This window comes from Conexibacter sp. CPCC 205762, from assembly GCF_030646155.1.
In the GTDB taxonomy this organism is placed as follows: domain Bacteria; phylum Actinomycetota; class Thermoleophilia; order Solirubrobacterales; family Solirubrobacteraceae; genus Conexibacter.
Window position 1 is genome coordinate 385,970 of the sequence record NZ_JAUTDN010000001.1, and the last position, 17,803, is coordinate 403,772.

The 17,803-nt window shown below is 70.4% G+C and carries 14 protein-coding genes and 1 riboswitch; of the genes, 9 read left to right on the forward strand and 5 right to left on the reverse strand.

From position 1 onward, the window contains the following. Window positions 1–133 precede the first annotated feature (133 nt). The 3 genes from Q7L73_RS01805 to Q7L73_RS01815 are packed head-to-tail and all read left to right on the forward strand — an operon-like array spanning window position 134 to window position 3,855. Complete coding sequence (locus Q7L73_RS01805; RefSeq protein WP_304688683.1) at window positions 134–583, forward strand: PAS domain-containing protein; 450 nt, start codon at window positions 134–136, stop codon at window positions 581–583. A 12-nt stretch (window positions 584–595) separates the two neighbouring features. Further along, a complete protein-coding gene (gene secD / locus Q7L73_RS01810) occupies window positions 596–3,568 on the forward strand; it encodes a protein translocase subunit SecD (protein WP_304688685.1) in 2,973 nt (990 codons plus the stop codon). After that, window positions 3,568–3,855 carry a hypothetical protein gene (locus Q7L73_RS01815; protein WP_304688687.1) on the forward strand — a complete coding sequence of 96 codons (288 nt, stop codon included), beginning with the start codon at window positions 3,568–3,570 and terminating at the stop codon, window positions 3,853–3,855. Before secD ends, Q7L73_RS01815 begins: the two co-directional genes overlap by 1 nt. A gap of 90 nt (window positions 3,856–3,945) precedes the next feature. Here Q7L73_RS01815 and Q7L73_RS01820 read toward each other — a convergent pair whose 3' ends face one another. Further along, window positions 3,946–5,196 (reverse strand): GNAT family N-acetyltransferase, encoded by a 1,251-nt coding sequence (locus tag Q7L73_RS01820; RefSeq protein ID WP_304688690.1) that lies wholly within the window; start codon window positions 5,194–5,196, stop codon window positions 3,946–3,948. A 112-nt stretch (window positions 5,197–5,308) separates the two neighbouring features. On the opposite strand from Q7L73_RS01820, the gene recJ reads away from it, so the two are divergent. Beyond that, window positions 5,309–7,852, forward strand: a complete 2,544-nt coding sequence (gene recJ, locus Q7L73_RS01825; protein WP_304688692.1) for a single-stranded-DNA-specific exonuclease RecJ — start codon at window positions 5,309–5,311, stop codon at window positions 7,850–7,852. A 65-nt stretch (window positions 7,853–7,917) separates the two neighbouring features. Beyond that, window positions 7,918–10,191, forward strand: coding sequence for a bifunctional (p)ppGpp synthetase/guanosine-3',5'-bis(diphosphate) 3'-pyrophosphohydrolase (locus Q7L73_RS01830; protein ID WP_304688695.1), 2,274 nt, complete (start codon window positions 7,918–7,920; stop codon window positions 10,189–10,191). 25 nt (window positions 10,192–10,216) lie between these two features. On the opposite strand, the gene Q7L73_RS01835 is transcribed toward Q7L73_RS01830, so the two are convergent. The 4 genes from Q7L73_RS01835 to corA are packed head-to-tail and all read right to left on the reverse strand — an operon-like array spanning window position 10,217 to window position 13,859. Next, complete coding sequence (locus Q7L73_RS01835) at window positions 10,217–10,855, reverse strand: hypothetical protein (RefSeq protein ID WP_304688697.1); 639 nt, start codon at window positions 10,853–10,855, stop codon at window positions 10,217–10,219. Between the two features lie 44 nt (window positions 10,856–10,899). Continuing rightward, complete coding sequence (locus Q7L73_RS01840; RefSeq protein WP_304688699.1) at window positions 10,900–11,817, reverse strand: hypothetical protein; 918 nt, start codon at window positions 11,815–11,817, stop codon at window positions 10,900–10,902. Window positions 11,818–11,821: 4 nt separating this feature from the next. Beyond that, window positions 11,822–12,802 (reverse strand): diacylglycerol kinase family protein, encoded by a 981-nt coding sequence (locus Q7L73_RS01845; protein ID WP_304688701.1) that lies wholly within the window; start codon window positions 12,800–12,802, stop codon window positions 11,822–11,824. A 58-nt stretch (window positions 12,803–12,860) separates the two neighbouring features. Then, window positions 12,861–13,859, reverse strand: a complete 999-nt coding sequence (gene corA, locus Q7L73_RS01850) for a magnesium/cobalt transporter CorA (protein WP_304688703.1) — start codon at window positions 13,857–13,859, stop codon at window positions 12,861–12,863. A 142-nt stretch (window positions 13,860–14,001) separates the two neighbouring features. Then, window positions 14,002–14,109, forward strand: a riboswitch (SAM riboswitch). Window positions 14,110–14,160: 51 nt separating this feature from the next. Between corA and thrC the strand changes: the two genes are divergently transcribed. From thrC to Q7L73_RS01870, 4 genes are all read left to right on the forward strand, one after another. Beyond that, complete coding sequence (thrC, locus tag Q7L73_RS01855; protein ID WP_304688705.1) at window positions 14,161–15,396, forward strand: threonine synthase; 1,236 nt, start codon at window positions 14,161–14,163, stop codon at window positions 15,394–15,396. After that, on the forward strand, window positions 15,396–15,668 hold the full coding sequence (locus tag Q7L73_RS01860) for a ubiquitin-like small modifier protein 1 (RefSeq protein ID WP_304688708.1): 273 nt from the start codon (window positions 15,396–15,398) through the stop codon (window positions 15,666–15,668). Before thrC ends, Q7L73_RS01860 begins: the two co-directional genes overlap by 1 nt. Window positions 15,669–15,953: 285 nt before the next feature. Next, on the forward strand, window positions 15,954–17,225 hold the full coding sequence (locus Q7L73_RS01865; RefSeq protein ID WP_304688710.1) for a hypothetical protein: 1,272 nt from the start codon (window positions 15,954–15,956) through the stop codon (window positions 17,223–17,225). 154 nt (window positions 17,226–17,379) lie between these two features. Then, entirely contained in the window at window positions 17,380–17,796 is a 417-nt protein-coding gene (locus tag Q7L73_RS01870; RefSeq protein WP_304688712.1) for a hypothetical protein, read from the forward strand. Window positions 17,797–17,803 lie beyond the last annotated feature (7 nt).

A 17,803-nucleotide genomic window follows, 5' to 3' on the forward strand; every position in this document is an offset into this window, starting at 1 on the left:
CGTTCGCGGAGCGCTCGCACGGCGCGATCGGCGCCAGCACGCCGAACTTCGGAAACGTGCCGGGAGCGCTTTAGGTTGGCTTGAACAGTTCCCAACCCGCGCTTCAGTGCGACACACGTATCCTAGGCACGCGATGGCCCATCTCTTCATCTGCCCGAACTGCGGCAACCGCACGTCCGAGACCGACCGCACGGCCGGTTTCTCGCGCGTGCCGAAGGGCTGCTCGAAGTGCGGTTTCGGTTTCCTCTTCGAGCTGCTCGACGACTACTACCCGGCGCCGAACGCCGCCTTCTTCGTCTGCGACCGCGAAGGTCGCGTGATCGGATGCGGGCGCGGCTCGTTCGAGCTGACCGGGCTCGACGACGAGAGGGTCATCGGCCGCTCTGTCAGAGAGGTCCTCGGCCTCGACTTCGCCAACGGCGACGACCCGGTTGGAACGGTGCTCGAATGGGGCGTGCGCGCTCTAGGGAGACCGGTGACCGTGAACGCCGAGGGCGACATCCCGGCCCAGGCCGTGGCCGACCTCTTTCCTGCATACGACGACGACGGCGGTTTGCTGCTCGTGCTCACTCCCTCCAAGTAGCATCCCGACCAAATGAACCCACGTCGCCGCACCGGCCTCATCCTTCTTCTTGTCCTCGGGCTCCTCTGCGCGTCCGGAATCGTCATCGCGACAAAGGACACCAAGCTCGGCCTCGACCTCGAGGGCGGCGTCGAGCTCGTCTACCAGGGCGAGCCGACCCCGCAGGTTCCGAGAGTCACCGCTTCCGACGTCGACCGCGCGGTCGAGATCATCCGCAAGCGCGTCGACCAGCTCGGCGTCGCGGAGCCCGAGATCCAGCGTGCCGGCTCGAACCAGATCTCCGTCGGCCTGCCGGCGGTCAACGACATCGAGCGGGCGAAGAACCAGGTCGGCACGCCGGCCCAGCTGTTCTTCTACGACTGGGAAGCGAACGTCCTCACGCCCGACGGCAGATTCGTCGCGCCGCTGCTGACGTCGCAGGATCAGACGGCGACGGCCATCAGCCAGAACGGCGGCAGCTCGTCGCGCGGCCAGCCGCTCTACGAGGCGGTCAAGCTCGCGTCGAGACAGGATCCGTCGACCGACGTGAGAGCGGGCTCGCGCAGCGGCAGCGCCTACTACCTCTTCGACAGAGACCATAGATATCTGGCTGGTCCGGAGAAGTCGGAAGCCGACCTGATCGCGGCGCTCCCGAACAGAGCGACGTCGCTGCCCGCGGGCAGCGAGGTGCTGACGGTGCCGCAGGGCTGGGTCGTGCTGCAGTCGACGACGACCCGTTCGGGCGCGGCGCCGACCGAGGCCGACGACCCGCTGGCGCGCTTCTACGTCCTGCGCGACAGCGTGGCGCTCTCCGGCAGCGACATCAAGGATCCGCAGCAGGGGTTCAACCAGTCGCAGCAGCCCGACGTCGAGTTCAGATTCACGAACAGAGGCAAGAACGCCTTCCAGAGAGTCACGCGCGAGATCTCGCAGCGCGGCCAGAGCCTCGCGCTGCCCGGCACCTCGCCGGCGCTCGTCGCCCAGCACTTCGCCGTCGCGCTCGACGGAAAGCTGATCTCGGTCGCCTCGATCGACCCGAACCGCCTGCCTGACGGCATCGACGGCGAGAACGGCGCGATCATCGAGGGCGGCTTCACGATCCAGAGCGCGCAGGACCTCGCCGACCTGCTGAAGCTCGGCGCGCTCCCGATCGGGCTCGAGCTGATCTCGCAGTCGCAGGTCTCCGCGACGCTCGGCAAGCAGGCGCTCCACGAGGGCCTGGTCGCCGGCATCGTCGGCCTGATCCTCGTCGCCGGCTTCCTGATCACCTTCTACCGCATCCTCGGCGTGATCGCGACCGTGGCCCTGCTGATCTACGGCGTGTACTTCTACGCGCTGATCAAGCTCGTCCCGATCACGATGACGCTGCCAGGCATCGCCGGCGTGATCCTCACGATCGGCGTAGCGGCAGACGCGAACATCGTCATCTTCGAACGCGTGAAAGAAGAGGTACGCGCCGGACGCTCCGTCCCGGCCGCGATCTCGACCGGCTACCGCAAGGGCCTGACCGCGATCATCGACGCCAACGTCGTGACCGTGATGGTCGCGTTCATCATCTTCATCCTCGCCACGGCAGGGGTGAAGGGCTTCGCCTTCACGCTCGGCGTCGGCACGCTCGTGTCGCTCTTCACGGCCGTGCTCGCGACGCAGGCGATACTCACGACGATGGGCAGAACGAGACTCCTCGGCCGCCCGTCGGCGCTCGGCGCCAGTGGCGAGGGCCACAGATGGAAGACCGACTTCATGGGTCTTTCGAGATGGTTCTTCTCGCTCTCCGGCGTGATCCTCCTGATCTGCGCGCTGGCGATCGGCGCGAAGGGCCTCAACTTCGGCATCGACTTCACCTCCGGCACCCGCATCACGACCGCGCTGTCGCAGCCCGCCTCCGAAGGCGACCTGCGCGCCTCGCTGGCCGCGGTCGGCGCGTCGGACGCGAAGATCCAGAGAGTCACGAACAGAGAGCTGGGCGACAACGTCGTGCAGATCTCGACCGAGGAGCTCAAGCCGCAGGACGTCGAGAGAGTCAGAGCCGAGCTGACGAGAGACTTCGGCGGAGTCCAGAACTTCACCGCCTCGTCGGTCGGGCCGACCTTCGGCAAGACCGTCGCGAACAACGCGATCGTCGCGATCATCGCCTCGCTGCTGGTGATCTCGGCCTACATCGCGCTCCGCTTCCAGTGGAGATTCGCGGTCCCGGTCCTGATCGCCGTCGCACACGACGTGCTGATCGTGTCCGGCATCTACGCGTTGACGGGCCGGGAGGTGACGGCGTCGACGGTCGCGGCGCTCTTGACCGTCTTGGGCTACTCCCTCTACGACACGATCATCGTGTTCGACCGAATCCGCGAGAACATGCCGCGCATGCCGCGAGCCGCCTTCTCGCAGATCGTCAACCGCTCGATGTCCGAGGTGCTGACGCGATCGCTGGTGACGTCCCTGTCGACGGCGATCCCGATCCTGGCGCTGATGATCTTCGGCGGCGACACGCTGCGGGACTTCGCCTTCGCACTGCTCGTCGGCGTGCTCTCCGGCGCGTACTCGTCGGTCTTCATCGCCGGTCCGGTGCTGTGGCACTGGAAGGAGCGCGAGCAGGTCTACACGACCCGTCGTCGCCGCATCAAGGCGGAGAACGGCGGGGTCGTGCCGCCGTACGCGCTCGCGACGGCGGGCGCCCCGATCGACGTCGAGCCGGAGCGGAAGACCCGCCGCCGCGGCCGCCTGACCTCGCCCGACGATCCCGAGCGTGCCGTCAGCGCCGACGAGTTCGAGCAGATGAAGCGCGACCTCGACGTCGACAACAGCGCCGCTGCGGTCACGCGCCCGCCGCGTCGCACGCGCAGCGCGACGGCGACCCCCGAGCCCCCGGCGGCGACGCCGGAGCCCGCGGAGCCGGAGGAGCCGGCGAACTATCCAGACGGGCGTGCGCCCGACGAACCTGAGAACGACGGGATGGTGAAGCAGCCCAGAAGATCGGCTGCCAGACGCCGTCATGGGAGGCCGCGCTGATGGGCATGCTCGTGTGGGTGATGATCGGACTTGCCATCTGGCACTTCACGATCTTCCTGCCCGACCACTATTGGGGCGGCATCGTCGGCGCCTTCCTGGCCGCGATGTTCGGGGCGATCATCTTCGGACTGATCGTCAACGGCTTCACGGTCCCGGGCAACGACGACACGTCGATCCTGACCTCGGCCGAGGGCGTGCCGGGCGCGCTGATCGGCCTCGGGCTCTGCTACGCGGAGGGCCTGCGGCGCGAGAGAAAGTCGGGCTTCAGCCCGGTCGACGCCGCCTGAGTCCTCTGAGACAGATCCAGCTGTGAGCGACGCGCCCCGGAGACGGGGCGCGTCGTCGTTTCGGCGGAGCCGCGGCGCGGCCTCGGGGCGCTAGAAGAACTCCGGCGTCCAGGGTGCCCGCGGGACGTGCAGCGCGAGGTCGAGCCGCGCGAGCGCGCCCGGGGTCAGCTCGGCGACGCGGCCGGCGTCGGCGAGCGTCGTCAGCGTCGTGCCGCCGAGATAGGCGGCGCCGAGCGTCGCGACGTCGAGCGCGAGGTCGGCGTCGCCGTCGGCGGGCGCGCAGCGGGCCGCGCCGTCGGCCGTCACCTGCAGGCGCCAGCGGCCGGCGTTGCGCGCCAGCCGCCGGTCGGCGACCTCCAGCGTCACGTCGAGCGGGCCGTTCCAGCTGCGCGCCTGCAGCGCCGCCGGCAGGTCGAGCAGCCGCAGCCACATCGCGTCCGGCCACTCCGCGATCGCCGGCCACGGCTGGCGCCAGTCGTCGAAGCGGAACGGCAGCGGGTCGTCGACCGGGCGGTCGGAGGCGTCGATCGAGGCGATCAGGTCGATCGAGCCGAGGTAGCGCCACAGCGCCGCCTCCGCATCGCGGTCGGGCGCGATCAGCTCCAGCAGCTCCAGTTCGTCGCCGCCGCTTCTCTTCGCGCGGTAGAGCGCGTAGCCGCGCGCGTCGCCGTCACCGTCGAAGGCGACCGCGAGCCGCTTCGGGAGCGCGCCGTGACGGTCCTCCCGCGGGTCGGCGAGGATCCGCCAGGCCCACCAGTCGGGCGTGCGCGCCGGCACACCCGGCCGCTGCCCGCGCATCCGCGCCCAGACCGGCGCGAGCAGCGGACCTGCGCCGTCGAGCGGCAACAGCTCGATCCGCAGGCCGTCGGGGCCGCTGCCGGCGCCCGCGAAGGGCGCACGCGGGGCGGCGCCGCGGCCGGGCAGTCTGAAGCGGACCCGGCGTGAGGCGACGCCGAAGCCGAAGCGCTCGTAGATGCCGCCCTCGGCGGCCCACAGCGACGCGATCGGCTCGTCGTGCGCCTGCGCCTGCTCCAGCAGCCCGCTCATCATCGCGGTCAGGATCCCGCGGCGGCGGTGGGTGGGGGCGACGGTGATGACGGTCACCCCGGCGCACGGCAGCTCGCCGCCGGGGATCGAGATCCGCTGCTCGTAGACGCCGGAGGTGCCGACGAGCCGGTCGCCGTCGAACGCGGCGAGCGTCCGCTCCAGCGGCAGCAGCACGCGCGTGCGGTCGCGGATCGCGGCCCACGCCTCCTCGTGGAAGGCGAGGTCGAGGTTCTCGCCGAAGGCGTCGAAGGTCGTCTCGTCGAGCGGTCTGTACGTGATCGTGGGGGAGGGCACGTCATCGAGGCTAACGCGCCGCCGCCGCGACCTCGGCAGCACGCGCCCGCCGCGCCCCGCCGCCCGCACCGGGATCCGTCGCATCCGGCTCGGCGCGTAACGTGGTCTCGCTGTGTCCGCGACCCTCCCGCCACCCGCCGCCGCTCTCCCGCTCACGCCGGAAGCGCAGCTGCCGGCCCGGCGGCTGGAGCTGGCGCCGTGCGATCCGGCCGCCGTCGAGGCGCTGCGGACCGCGCTGCGCTGCAGCCGCACACTCGCGCAGGTGCTGGTGCGGCGCGGCTACGGCGATCCGGAGGCCGCACGCGCCTTCCTCGCGGCCGACGAGCGCCACCACTTCTCGCAGTTCGCCGGGATCGAGACGGCGGTCGAGACGATCCTCGGCCATGTCCGCGCGGGCAGCCGCATCACGATCCACGGCGACTACGACGTCGACGGCGTCACCGCGACCGCGATCCTGCTGCGGGCGCTGCGCCAGCTCGGCGCCGACGTCGACTGGTTCCTGCCCAGCCGCGTCGACGACGGCTACGGCCTCGCGCTCGCGACCGTCGAGAAGCTCGCCGCGCGCGGCACGCGCCTGCTGATCACCGTCGACTGCGCGATCACCGCCGTCGAGGAGGTCGCCGCCGCCCGCGCAGCCGGCCTGGACGTCGTCGTCACCGACCACCACCAGCCGCGTGCCGACGGCAGGCTGCCGGATGCGCCGATCGTCCACCCGGCGCTGTGCGGCTACCCGTGCCCCGACCTCTGCGCCGGCGCCGTCGCCTACAAGCTCGCACAGGCGCTGCACAATGCCTCCGGGGGCGATCCGGCCGCAGCGGACGAGGACCTCGACCTCGTCGCGCTCGCGACTGTCGCCGACCTGGTGCCGCTGCGGGGGGAGAACCGCACGCTCGTGCGCGCCGGCCTGCGCACGCTCGCCTCGACCGGCAAGCCCGGCCTGCGGGCGCTGATGAAGATCTCCAGAGTCGACCCGAGCGGGCTCGACGCGAGCGCCGTCGGCTTCCGCCTGGCGCCGCGGATCAACGCCGCCGGCCGCCTCTACCGTGCCGACGCCGGCGTCGAGCTGCTGCTGACCGAGGACGCCGACCGCGCCGCCAGAATCGCCGACGAGCTCGACCACGCCAACGCCGAGCGGCGGCTGACCGAGCAGCGGATCCTGTGGGAGGCCGAGCAGCAGGTGCGCGAGCTGGGCGAGCGGCCGGCGTACGTGCTCGCCGGCGAGGGCTGGCACCCGGGCGTGATCGGGATCGTCGCCTCCAGAGTGGTCGAGAGAACCGGCCGCCCGGCGCTGCTGATCGCGCTCGATCCGCAGAGCGGCTCCGGCACCGGCTCGGGCCGCTCGATCCCGCGCTTCGACCTGCTCGGCGCGCTGCACGCCTGCGCGCCGCTGCTGGAGCGCTACGGCGGCCATCGCGCCGCCGCCGGCGTGACGATCGAGGCGGCCCAGGTGGAGCGGCTGCGCGAGGCGTTCGAGGCACACGCGGCCGTGACGCTGACGCCGGAGGACCTGGTCCCGGTCGAGCGGGTCGACGCCGTCGTCGGCGGCCGCCAGCTGGGGCTGCCGCTCGCCGACGAGCTGGCGCGGCTGCAGCCGTGCGGGATCGGCAACCCGGCTGTCACGCTGCTCGTCCCCGGCGCCGAGTTCGACGAGCTGCGGACGATGGGGCAGGAGGGCAGACATGCGCGCTTCTCCGTCAGCGCCGGCGGCGCCCGCTTCCGCGCCGTCGCCTTCGGCTGCGACGGCAGGCTGCCGGTGCCCGAGCACGTCCCCGCCGACGCGACCTTCCGGCTGGAGCGCAACGAGTGGAACGGCGCCGTCGAGCCGCGCCTGCTGCTGCGCCACGCGACCGTCTCGCAGCCGCGGCCGATCGAGCTGCTGGGCGAGCCGTCCACTGAACCAAGTGCTTGGTTGGCCGACTGCATGGCGGAGGCCGACGCGATCCGCGCGCGCCGCGATCCGACGGCGCTCGCCGCCGCGCCGTCGCCGGCCGCCTACGGCCTGATCGCCGACCGTCGCGGCGAAGGCGGCCTGGCGCTGTTGTACGACCTCGTCGCCGGCGGCTCCAGCGTGCTCGCGCTGTGCGCCGACGTGCCCCGCCGGATCGAGGGACTGGCCGGCCGTGCCGGCGGTTTCGCGCTCTGCTCGCACACCGCGCTGGAGCGCGATCCGGCCCTCGGCGCGGGCTTCGACCAGGTCGTCGTGCTCGATCCGCCGGCCTCGCGGATGCAGGATGCGCGCATGCGCGCCGCCGGCCGCAGCGACGGCCAGACGTGGACGCATCTGACCTGGGGTGACGCTGAGCTACGATTTGCACAGCAGATCCATGAGTCGGAGTACGGCATTCGTGCTGCGCTCGTGCCGCTCTACCGGGCCCTTCGGGACCGCGGCGGGGTGGGCGGCGAGGAGCTCGGGCGTCTTCTCCGCGGGGATGGGCACGGTCGTTCGGTCCATGTGGCCGCCCGGCTGGTGGCGATCCTCGAGGAGCTGGAGCTCGTCAGCCTCGACCGGGATCTGCCGGCCCTGACGGTCGTCAGCGGCGAGCGCACCGAGCTCGACCGCTCACCGACCTTCCGGGCCGCGAACGCGCGATACGAGGACGGCCAGCGATTTCTGCTCGAGACGGCAACGACACCAACGGACGCACCACCCGCCTGACGCGGACCAACGGTCGCGTCAACGGTGAGGTCGCGGTCGCTCACGGGGAGAGCGAGATCGGCCGCATGCCGGTCGACGGCGTCGACCACCCGCTGCAGCCCGCTCCCGTCGAGTCGGCCGGCCTGTCCGCGTCCGAGCGCGAGCTGCTCGGCGACCTCTTCGCGATCGTCGAGGAGCACGCCGCCGAGAGCCCGCTGGAGATCGATCGCGAGGAGGTCGAGCGGGCGTTCGTCTACGCCTGCGAGCACCACGCCGACCAGCGCCGCAAGTCGGGCGAGGAGTTCATCATCCACCCGGTCGGGGTGGCGAAGATCTGCGCCGGCATGCGGCTCGACACCGAGACGCTCTGCGCCGCGCTGCTGCACGACACCGTCGAGGACACGACCGCCTCGCTGGAGGACGTGACGGAGAAGTTCGGCGAGGAGATCGCCGGGCTCGTCGACGGCGTCACGAAGCTCACCGGCCTGACCTTCCAGTCGCGCGACGAGGCGCAGGCCGAGAACTACCGCAAGATGATGGTCGCGATGGCCTCGGACATCCGGGTCGTCCTGATCAAGCTCGCCGATCGCCTGCACAACATGCGCACGATCGAGGCGATGTCGAAGCAGAAGCAGATCGAGAAGGCGAAGGAGACGCTCGACATCTACGCGCCGATCGCGCATCGGCTCGGCATCCACGCGATCAAGTGGGAGCTGGAGGACCTCGCCTTCGCGACCCTCCATCCGCGCAAGTACAACGAGATCAAGGGCCTCGTCAACCAGCAGCGCGCCGAGCGCGAGCGCTACGTCAACGAGGCCGGCGCCTTCGTCGCGCGCGAGCTGGACGCGCTCGGCATCCACGCCGAGATCTCCGGCCGCGCCAAGCACTTCTACTCGATCTACTCGAAGATGACGAGAAAGGGCCGGGAGTTCAACGAGATCTACGACCTCACCGCGATGCGCGTGATCGTCGACTCGGTGAAGGACTGCTACGGCGCCGTCGGCGTCATCCACTCGCTCTGGAAGCCGCTGCCCGGCCGCTTCAAGGACTTCGTCGCGATGCCGAAGTTCAACATGTACCAGTCGCTGCACACGACCGTGATCGGGCCCGAGGGGCGGCCGCTGGAGATCCAGATCCGCACCCGCGAGATGCACGACATGGCCGAGTTCGGCATCGCCGCGCACTGGATCTACAAGCAGGACCCGACCGCCAACGAGAGCGACGGCAAGCTGAAGTGGCTGCGCCGCCTGCTCGACTGGCAGCAGGAGATGTCGGACCCCAAGGAGTTCATGGACACCTTGAAGGTCGACCTCTTCGAGGACGAGGTGTTCGTCTTCACGCCGAAGGGCGAGGTCAAGTCGCTGGCGGCCGGCGCGACGCCGCTGGACTTCGCCTACGAGGTCCACACCGACGTCGGCCACCGCTGCGTCGGCGCGAAGGTCAACGGCAAGATCGTCCCGCTCTCCTACGAGCTGCGCTCCGGCGACATCGTCGAGGTGCTCACCTCCAAGCGCGAGCGCGGCCCTTCGCGCGACTGGCTGGCGCTGGTCAAGACGACTCGTGCGCGCAACAAGATCAAGCAGTGGTTCAAGAGCGAGTCGCGCAAGGACACCGAGCACGCCGGCCGCGAGCTGCTGCAGGAGCACCTGAAGAAGCAGGGCCTGCCGGCGCAGCGGATCGTCGGCTCGCCGCTGCTGGCGGACATCATCCGCGAGATGGGCTTCCGCAAGGGCGACGAGTTCTACATCGCCCTCGGCGCCGCGAAGGTCTCGCCGAGAACCGTCGTCAACAAGGTGATGCAGCGGCTGAAGCAGGGCGAGGCCGCCGAGGGCACGCCGACCGCTGCCGACGACCTGCTGAAGACCAACCCGCAGCGCGAGCGCCGCCCGACGACCTCCTCGACCAGCTTCGGCATCTCCGTCGACGGCGTCGGCGACGTGATGCTGCGGCTGGCGAAGTGCTGCCGCCCGGTGCCGGGCGACCAGATCGTCGGCTACGTCTCGCTCGGGCGCGGCATCACGATCCACCGCGAGGACTGCCCCAACGTCGCCGTCCTGCGCAAGGATCCCGACCGCTTCACGCCCGTCTCCTGGGACGGCGAGGCGGCGACCTCGTTCAAGGTCGAGATCCACATCGACGGCTGGGACCGGCACCGCCTGCTGGAAGACCTCGCGCGCACGTTCAGCGAGGCGGGGATCAACATCGTCGACGCCCGCTGCACGTCGAACCCGCCGATGATCCGCAACCGCTTCGTGATCGAGGTCGCCGACACCAAGACGCTCGACACCACGATCACCCGCCTGCGCAACATCGAGGCGGTCTTCGACGCCTACCGCGTGACGCCCGGCGCGGGCGCCTGATCAGCGCCCGCGCCGCGCGCCCTCCTCATCCTCTGATCGAGAGCGCAGGCGACAGCGCGAAGCTGCCTCTGATCTGCGCTTGTAGCCCGACCGTCACGCCTAGCAGCGGGCAGGACGCCCCGCTCGTCGCGCTCACCACCAGGGTCCACGGCCGTAGCGAGGCCGGCAGCGCGAGCGACGGCACCGAGACGGTGACGCCGTGGCCGACCGGCCCGACCGTGCGGTCGCCTAGGATCGATCCGAGCAGCGAGAAGCTGCAGCCGAGACTGGCGACCTGCAGCGTGCTGCCGAGGTCGAGCGTGGCGACGGCGACGTTGCCCGAGGCGTCGTCTAGGTGACGGAAGCTCCCGCTCCAGGCAGCCGGCTGCGTGACGGTAACGACCACGCCGTTTAGCGCGCACGATCTGAAGGCGGTTGCCGCAGCAGCGACGGTCGCCGCGCCGGCTCTGTCGACACTGACCGGGATCGCGACGCTCGAGCAGCCGATCGATCTCGGGGCGCTGATTATGTCGATCGAGGCGGGTGCGGCCACGAGCGTGACCGAGCCAGGGTTGCCGACGGTGTCGGGGTGGGTGCCGCTCGCGGCAGCCGTCCCTGCGCTCAACCCGGCGGCGATCGCGACAGACGCGACGACGACGGTCGAGCGGAAGACTCGTACCTGCATCACTACCCCTCCTTTTTATGGTGCGAAGGAGCGAGCGTAGTCGGTCAGCGCGGCGCAACGACCTCGAAGTCGCGGCCGGTGAGGCGGTCGAGGGCGTGGAGCTGGTCGTTGTCCCAGCGGGGGCTGGGAACGCCGCTGACGTACCAGGGCGAGCCGTTGTCCGCCAGCAGCAGGCCGTAGCGCTGCATCGCGACGGCGATCACGCGTGCCTGCGGCGGCAGGCCGCGGAGGCTGACCGAGCGCTTGAGGCGGACGCGCAGGCCCATCGGCGGCAGCGCGCGGTCGCTCGAGTCGGAGGCGAAGTGCTGCGCCGGCGCGAGGAAGGCGGCGCGGGTGCGCGGCGCGGTGAAGCGCAGCGCGTGCTCGATCGCGCCGGCGGCGACCTCGTCGTAGCGGGCGAGGCCGGGCAGGATCGGCAGGCCGGCGGCGTCGGCCGAGGTCCAGCCGCGGGTGCGCTGCAGGTCGCCTCTGCGCAGGTCGAAGATCGCGCCGGAGCCGGCCTTCCAGCTCGCGCCGCCGCCGAGCGGGTGGGCGTCGAACAGCTCGTAGAGCTTGCAGGCGCGCTTGTCGACGACGAGCACGTGGCGGTCGCCGTCGGCTCCCGCGCCGCCCTCGATCGGCGCCTTCGGCGGGATCGGATAGCGGCCGCGGTCGGACTCGCCGGCGTAGTCGAACGAGACCTTCACCCGCCGCTGCCCGCCGCCGACGACCGTGTACGGGATCCCGATCGGCCCGCCGTCCCAGCGGCCGGAGCCGAAGTCGGCGTGGAAGCCGCTGGTCAGGCCGATGCTGGCGATGAGCTTTTGGCTGTCGCGCGCGACAGGGGCGCGGTCGACCCGCTGGTTCCAGGCGGAGCTGGGGTTCAGGACGGGGCAGCCGGCGATCGTCGGTCTGGCCGCATGCGCCGTCGCGGCGCCGGCGGAGACGACCGCTGCGAGGAGGGCGGGGAGAAGGCCTCGCACGAGGTCAGGCGATGATCTTGAGGGCCTTGTGGTCGGCCCAGAAGCGGGCTTCGGGGACGAAGCCGAGGTAGTCGCCGTCGACCTGCAGCGGCAGCTCGCGCTCGTCGCGCGATCTGATCGTCACCTCGTTCGCGCCGGAGAAGCCGGCGACGCGGCGGTGCTTGACGATGCGGGCGTTCTCGACCAGCGCGCGGAAGGTGACCGTCGGCATGTCGATCAGGCTGGCGCGCTGCAGCACGACGCCGGCGAGCGTGCCGTCGTCGAGCGCGACGCCCTCGGCCAGCTCGATCGGTCGTCTGCCGAAGTAGGTGTAGGGCGTCGTGTTCTGGACCATCGCGGTGACGCCCTCGATCTGCGTTCCGTCGACGTCGGCGACCAGGCGCGGGGGCCTGACGACGTAGTCGCGGTTGAAGGCCGAGACGGCCGCGACGCTGTAGAACCAGGGGCCGAAGCGGGCCTTCAGCCTCGGCCGCGCGTCGACGCGGCGGGTGACGCTGGCGTCGAGGCCGATGCCGGCGGTGAAGAGGAAGCGGCGGTCGTTGACGACGCCGAGGTCGATCGCGCGCGGCTCGAACGTGTCGGCCAGCCGCAGCAGGTGCTCGGTCGCGTCGACGACGTCGTTCGGTATCCCGAGGATCCGCGCGAAGACGTTGGTCGAACCGCCGGGGAGGCAGGTCAGCGGCGTGTCGGAGCCGGCGAGGCCGTTGGCGGCCTCGTTGACGGTGCCGTCGCCGCCGAAGGCGCAGACGACGTCGTAGCCCTCCTGCGCCGCCTCGCGGCACAGCTCGGTCGCGTGGCCGCGCGCCTCGGTCTCGACCGAGTCGACCTGATAGCGGCCCTGGAGCGCGTAGACGACGAGGTGCTTGAGCCGGTCGGACACCGTCGTCGCGTACGGGTTGACGATCACGAGCATGCGCTTGCTCGGCTTCGTCGACCCGAACGTCCCGGCAAGGCGCTCGAGCGAGTCGAAATCGGTGGCGGTCACAGTTCTCTTGTACTCCGCCATGCGGTCGGTGTTACGCGCCCGTGAAGGGAGGGCGCGGCTACAGCCAGCGCCGCTTGCGGAAGAACGCGATCATCGCGCCGCCGACCGCCAGCATCACGCCGATCACGACCCAGAACGGCTCGATCGCACCCTCGCCGGGGACGTGCACGTTCATGCCGAAGATCGACGCGATCAGCGTCAGCGGCAGGAACACGACGCTCAGCACGGTCAGCACGCGCAGGACGTCGTTGAGCTGGTGCGAGAGGACCGATTCGTTGGTCGCCTCCAGCGCCTCGACCGTCTCCTTGTACGTCTCCAGCATCTGCCAGATCCGCTCGGAGGCGTCGTTGATGTCGTCGAAGTAGACGTCCATGTCCTCGGCCAGGTAGCGCTGCTTGGTGCGCTCCATGTCGCCGAAGACGGCGCGCTGCGGCCGCACGACCTTGCGGAAGTTGATGATCTCCTGCTTGACGTTGGAGATGTCGCGCACGACCTCGGCCGAGTTGCCGGCGAAGATCTCGTCCTCGACGCGCTCGAGCTTGTTGCCCATCTTCGCGAGCATCGGGAAGCTCGCATCGACGCAGGCGTCGATGATCTTGTAGAGCAGGTAGCCGGTGCCCTTGCCGAACCAGTTCTCGCGCAGCTCGTCGTTCTGGCGCAGGCGCTCGAACAGGTACTCGACCGGCTGCAGCGGCTGGTTGGGCAGCGTGATCAGGTAGTCCGGCCCGATGAAGAGGTCCAGCTCGGCGGCGTTGAGACGGCCGACCTGCTTGTCGAAGCGGGGGAAGTAGAGGACGATGAAGAGGTAGTCGTCGTACTCGTCGATCTTGGGCCGCTGGTTGCGCGAGTTGACGTCCTCGTAGTCGAGCGGATGGAAGTCGAAGCGCTCCTCCATCCAGGCGCGGTGGCTCGACCGCGGCTCCTCGATGTTGACCCAGCGGACGCCGCGGGCCTCGACGATCTCGGGCTGGCGGGACTCAGGCTCGACGGGCGGCAGCGCGACGGCGCCGCGACCACGGCGCACGGGCGAGAAGCGCGGCTTTGGCATGCTCGGCATGACTTCGCGGCTCGTCGCTGAGCTGTTCGCTGGCGTGCGTCTCGTACGGCATGTCTTGCATTCTACCCCGCTCTGCGCAATTTTCGGAACGCCGGATTGCAGCTTCGTCACAGGCCTGCGTATACTTCGCGGCACATAGCAGTACGCATCCAGAGGGGTGGAGGGTTATGGCCCTACGAAGCCCCGGCAACCCCCCGCAAGGGGAAGGTGCCAATTCCATCAGGCAAGCAACAAGCCTGGGAGATGTGGTTCGGCGGTTCTTCAGACCTCTGCCACGGAAACCCGGCGGAGGTTTTTTCATATGCCGCCAGAGTCACTGACTTGTAAGGAATGCAAGGCCGTCTACCCGCTCGAGGCGAAGTACGTCTGCGAGCGCTGCTTCGGCCCGCTGGAGGTCGCCTACGCGCCCGCCGGCGAGATCGACACCGAGGAGCTGCGCCGGCGCATACAGGCCGGCCCGCACTCGCTGTGGCGCTACCGCGACTTCCTGCCGCTGACGCAGGCGCCGCCGCGCGACACGCTTCCCGCCGGCTGGACGCCGCTGCTGCGCGCCGACCGGCTGGCCGAGAAGCTCGGCCTGGGCGAGGTCTGGATCAAGAACGACGCCGCCAACCCGACGCACTCGTTCAAGGACCGCGTCGTCGCCGTCGCGCTCGCGCGTGCGAAGGAGCTGGGCTACCAGACGATCGCGTGCGCCTCGACCGGCAACCTCGCGAACGCCGTCGCCGCCCACGCCGCCGCGGCCGGGCTCGACTCCTACGTGCTGATCCCGTCGAACCTCGAGGAGCAGAAGATCCTCGCGACCGGCGTCTACGGCACCCACCTGGTCGCCGTCAGAGGCAACTACGACGACGTCAACCGTCTCTGCACCGAGATCGCGGGCGAGCACGAGTGGGCGTTCGTCAACATCAACATGCGGCCCTACTACTCCGAGGGCTCGAAGACGATCGCGTACGAGATCGCCGAGCAGCTCGGCTGGGCGATCCCGGACCGGATCGTCGCGCCGATCGCCTCCGGCTCGCTCTTCACGAAGGTCGCGAAGGGCTTCGAGGAGTGGATCGAGCTGGGCCTCGTCAACGGCACCGTGCCGGTGATGAACGGCGCCCAGGCACTCGGCTGCTCGCCGGTCGCGACCGCGTTCGCCGAGGGCACCGACATCTGCCGCCCGGTCAAGCCGGACACGATCGCCAAGTCGCTCGCGATCGGCAACCCGGCCGACGGCCCGTACGCCGTCGAGCTGGCGCGTCGCACCGGCGGCTCGGTCGACTCGGTCACCGACGACGAGATCCGCGCCGGCATCAAGCTGCTGGCGGAGACGACCGGCATCTTCACCGAGACGGCCGGCGGCGTCACCACGGCGGTGCTGAAGAAGCTCGCCGAGCGCGGCGACATCGACCCGTCCGAGAGAGTCGTCGCCGTCATCACCGGCGAGGGCCTGAAGACGCTTGACACCGTCCGCGGCACGTTCGAGACGTATGAGATCGACGCGACCTACGACGCCTTCGAGGCGAAGGTCCCCGGCGCGGTGGCCGCCTGATGGCCGTCACGGTGAAGATCCCGACGCAGCTGCGCGCCGCCACCGGCGGCGCGTCGACGGCGAGCGTCGACGGGACGACCGTCGGCGAGGTGCTCGACGCGCTCTACGCCGAGTTCGGTGAGCTGCGCGAGCGGATCGCCGACGACGGCGGCCTGCGCCGCTTCGTCAACGTCTACATCGGCGGCGAGGACATCCGCTTCCTCGACGGCCTCGAGACGTCCGTCTCCGACGGCGACGAGGTGACGATCCTGCCGGCGGTCGCCGGCGGCTGAGCCGGACGCCGGAGCTTCGTCGCTCCGGAAAGAGAAGTTCCGACGCGCCAGACGGCGGCCATTGGCCGCCGTTTTTCATAGCGGAAGCTCCATCATCCTGCACAAAAAGCGGTGCACCAGCGGTCCGGGGGCATACTTTCGGTCAGTCAGGAAGCCCTGACCATCAAGTAACCGTTTCTCTGGTCGATGATCGACGGGTAACGGTTCATACGATCATCCGCTGGCCTTTGAGGCTGGGGATTGGGAGGTTCCCGGATGTTACGTTTCCCACGCTCGGCCGCGGGCGTGTCCATCGCCGTGCTTGCCACGTCGGCGCTCGCCCCACCGGCGATCGCGGCAGCCCAGGCGCCGTCACCTGCGCAGTACCAGACGCGCGGGCTGCTCGACGACCTGCTCGGCAATGTCGGAGATCTGCTGGGCAACCTGCTCGGAAGCAGTCAGCAGAGCCAGCTCACGGCGCTGATCCAGCAGCTGACCGCTCTTGGCGGGACCAACCCGACCGGAGACACGCTCAGACCGCTGACCGATCTGCTGACGCAGTTGGGCGGGGCGCAGGGGCTCCCGCTCGACACGAGAGCGCTGATCACCCAGGTCACGGGCCTGCTGAACGGCGCCGGCAGCACGCCGCTCGACGGCAGCCTGCTGGCGCCGGTCGCCAATCTGCTGCGGCAGCTGGCGGCTGCGAGAGGTCTTCCGCAGCCTGCGGCAGACCTGCTCAACCAGCTCGCCAACCTGCTCTCGTCCAGCAACACGGGTCTGCCGCTCGGCAGCCTCGACCTGCTGCCGAGCGTCATCGACGGGCTCAACAGAGCGCTCGTCGGGCTCGAGAGAGCTGGCGGCACGCCGACCGCCGACCTGCTCCAGCCGCTGATCCCGCTGCTGCAGCAGGTCGCCGGCACAGCCGGGCTGCCGCAGCCGCTGAGAGACCTGATCAACCAGGTGATCGATCTGCTCAGAGGCGCCACCGGCGCGCTCGATCCGCTGCTGTCGACCCAGATCAGCACGATCCTCGACCTGATCGGCAACACGCCTGGCGTCTCGAGAGAGACGAGAACGACGATCGAGAGAACGACCCAGATCCTGAACAACGCGACCCCGGGCGCCGGCGGTCAGGGTGGACAGGGCGGTCAGGGCGGCCAGGGCGGCGGCACGGGCACCGGCGCCGGCGGCACGGGCGGCACCGGCCTCAGCATCAGACGGGCCGCGACCACCAGAGACAAGGCGGTCATCAAGCGGGTCGTCGTCAACAAGCAGAAGACGATCGCCTCGGTGCGGCTCGCCTGCCCGTCCGGCGCACCGGCGGTCTGCGCGACGACGCTGCGGGCGGCGGTCGCGGGCAAGTCGTCGAAGACGGCCTCGACGCGGATCGGCCAGGGCAAGTCGAAGGCCCTGAAGCTGAAGCTGACGAAGGCGGCGACGAAGCAGCTCAAGAGACGGGGCGGCAAGGTCACCGTCGTCGCGACGACGAAGTTCGGCACCAAGTCCTTCAGCGCGAAGGCGACGGTGTCGGTCAAGAAGGCAGCGAAGGCGAAGGCGAAGGCGAAGGCGCGCCGCTGAGGCGGCCGACCCTTCGCGGCAGGGGCGCCGAGGACCGTCGCGCGTTTGGCGCGGCGGTCCTCGTGCGATGGTGGAGGCGAGGCGGCTCGCGGGATGCGAGCCGCGCGCCTACGATCGTGCGGCAGCAGGACGCTGCCGAACCGGGGAGCAGCGGATGCGGAAGACGATGGTCGCAGCAGGTGCCGTGGTCGCGGCGGTGTCCGGTCTCGTCGCGGTCGCGCCGGCGGCCGAGCGGGACGCGGGGGCGACGGCGGAGGCGGCGCGGCTCGCGACGGAGCGGGCTGCGGCGAAGCCGGCGCCGGCGCTGACGGTCAGACCGCACGCGGCCAGACGCGGCGGCAGAGTCGTCCTCTTCGGGAGCGGCTTCAGAGCGGGCGTGCGCGTGATGCTGCTGGCCGGTCCGCCGACGAGCGAGGCGGTCAGGATCGGCAGCGCGACGACGGACGCGCAGGGCGAGTTCGTCGCGCCGATCGCGATCGAGCGGCGCGTCAGACCGGGTCGCTACGTCGCGCTCGCCTGCCGCCACGACTGCCGCGTGAAGGCCTCGGCGATGTTCCGCGTGCTGGAGTAGCGCGGGC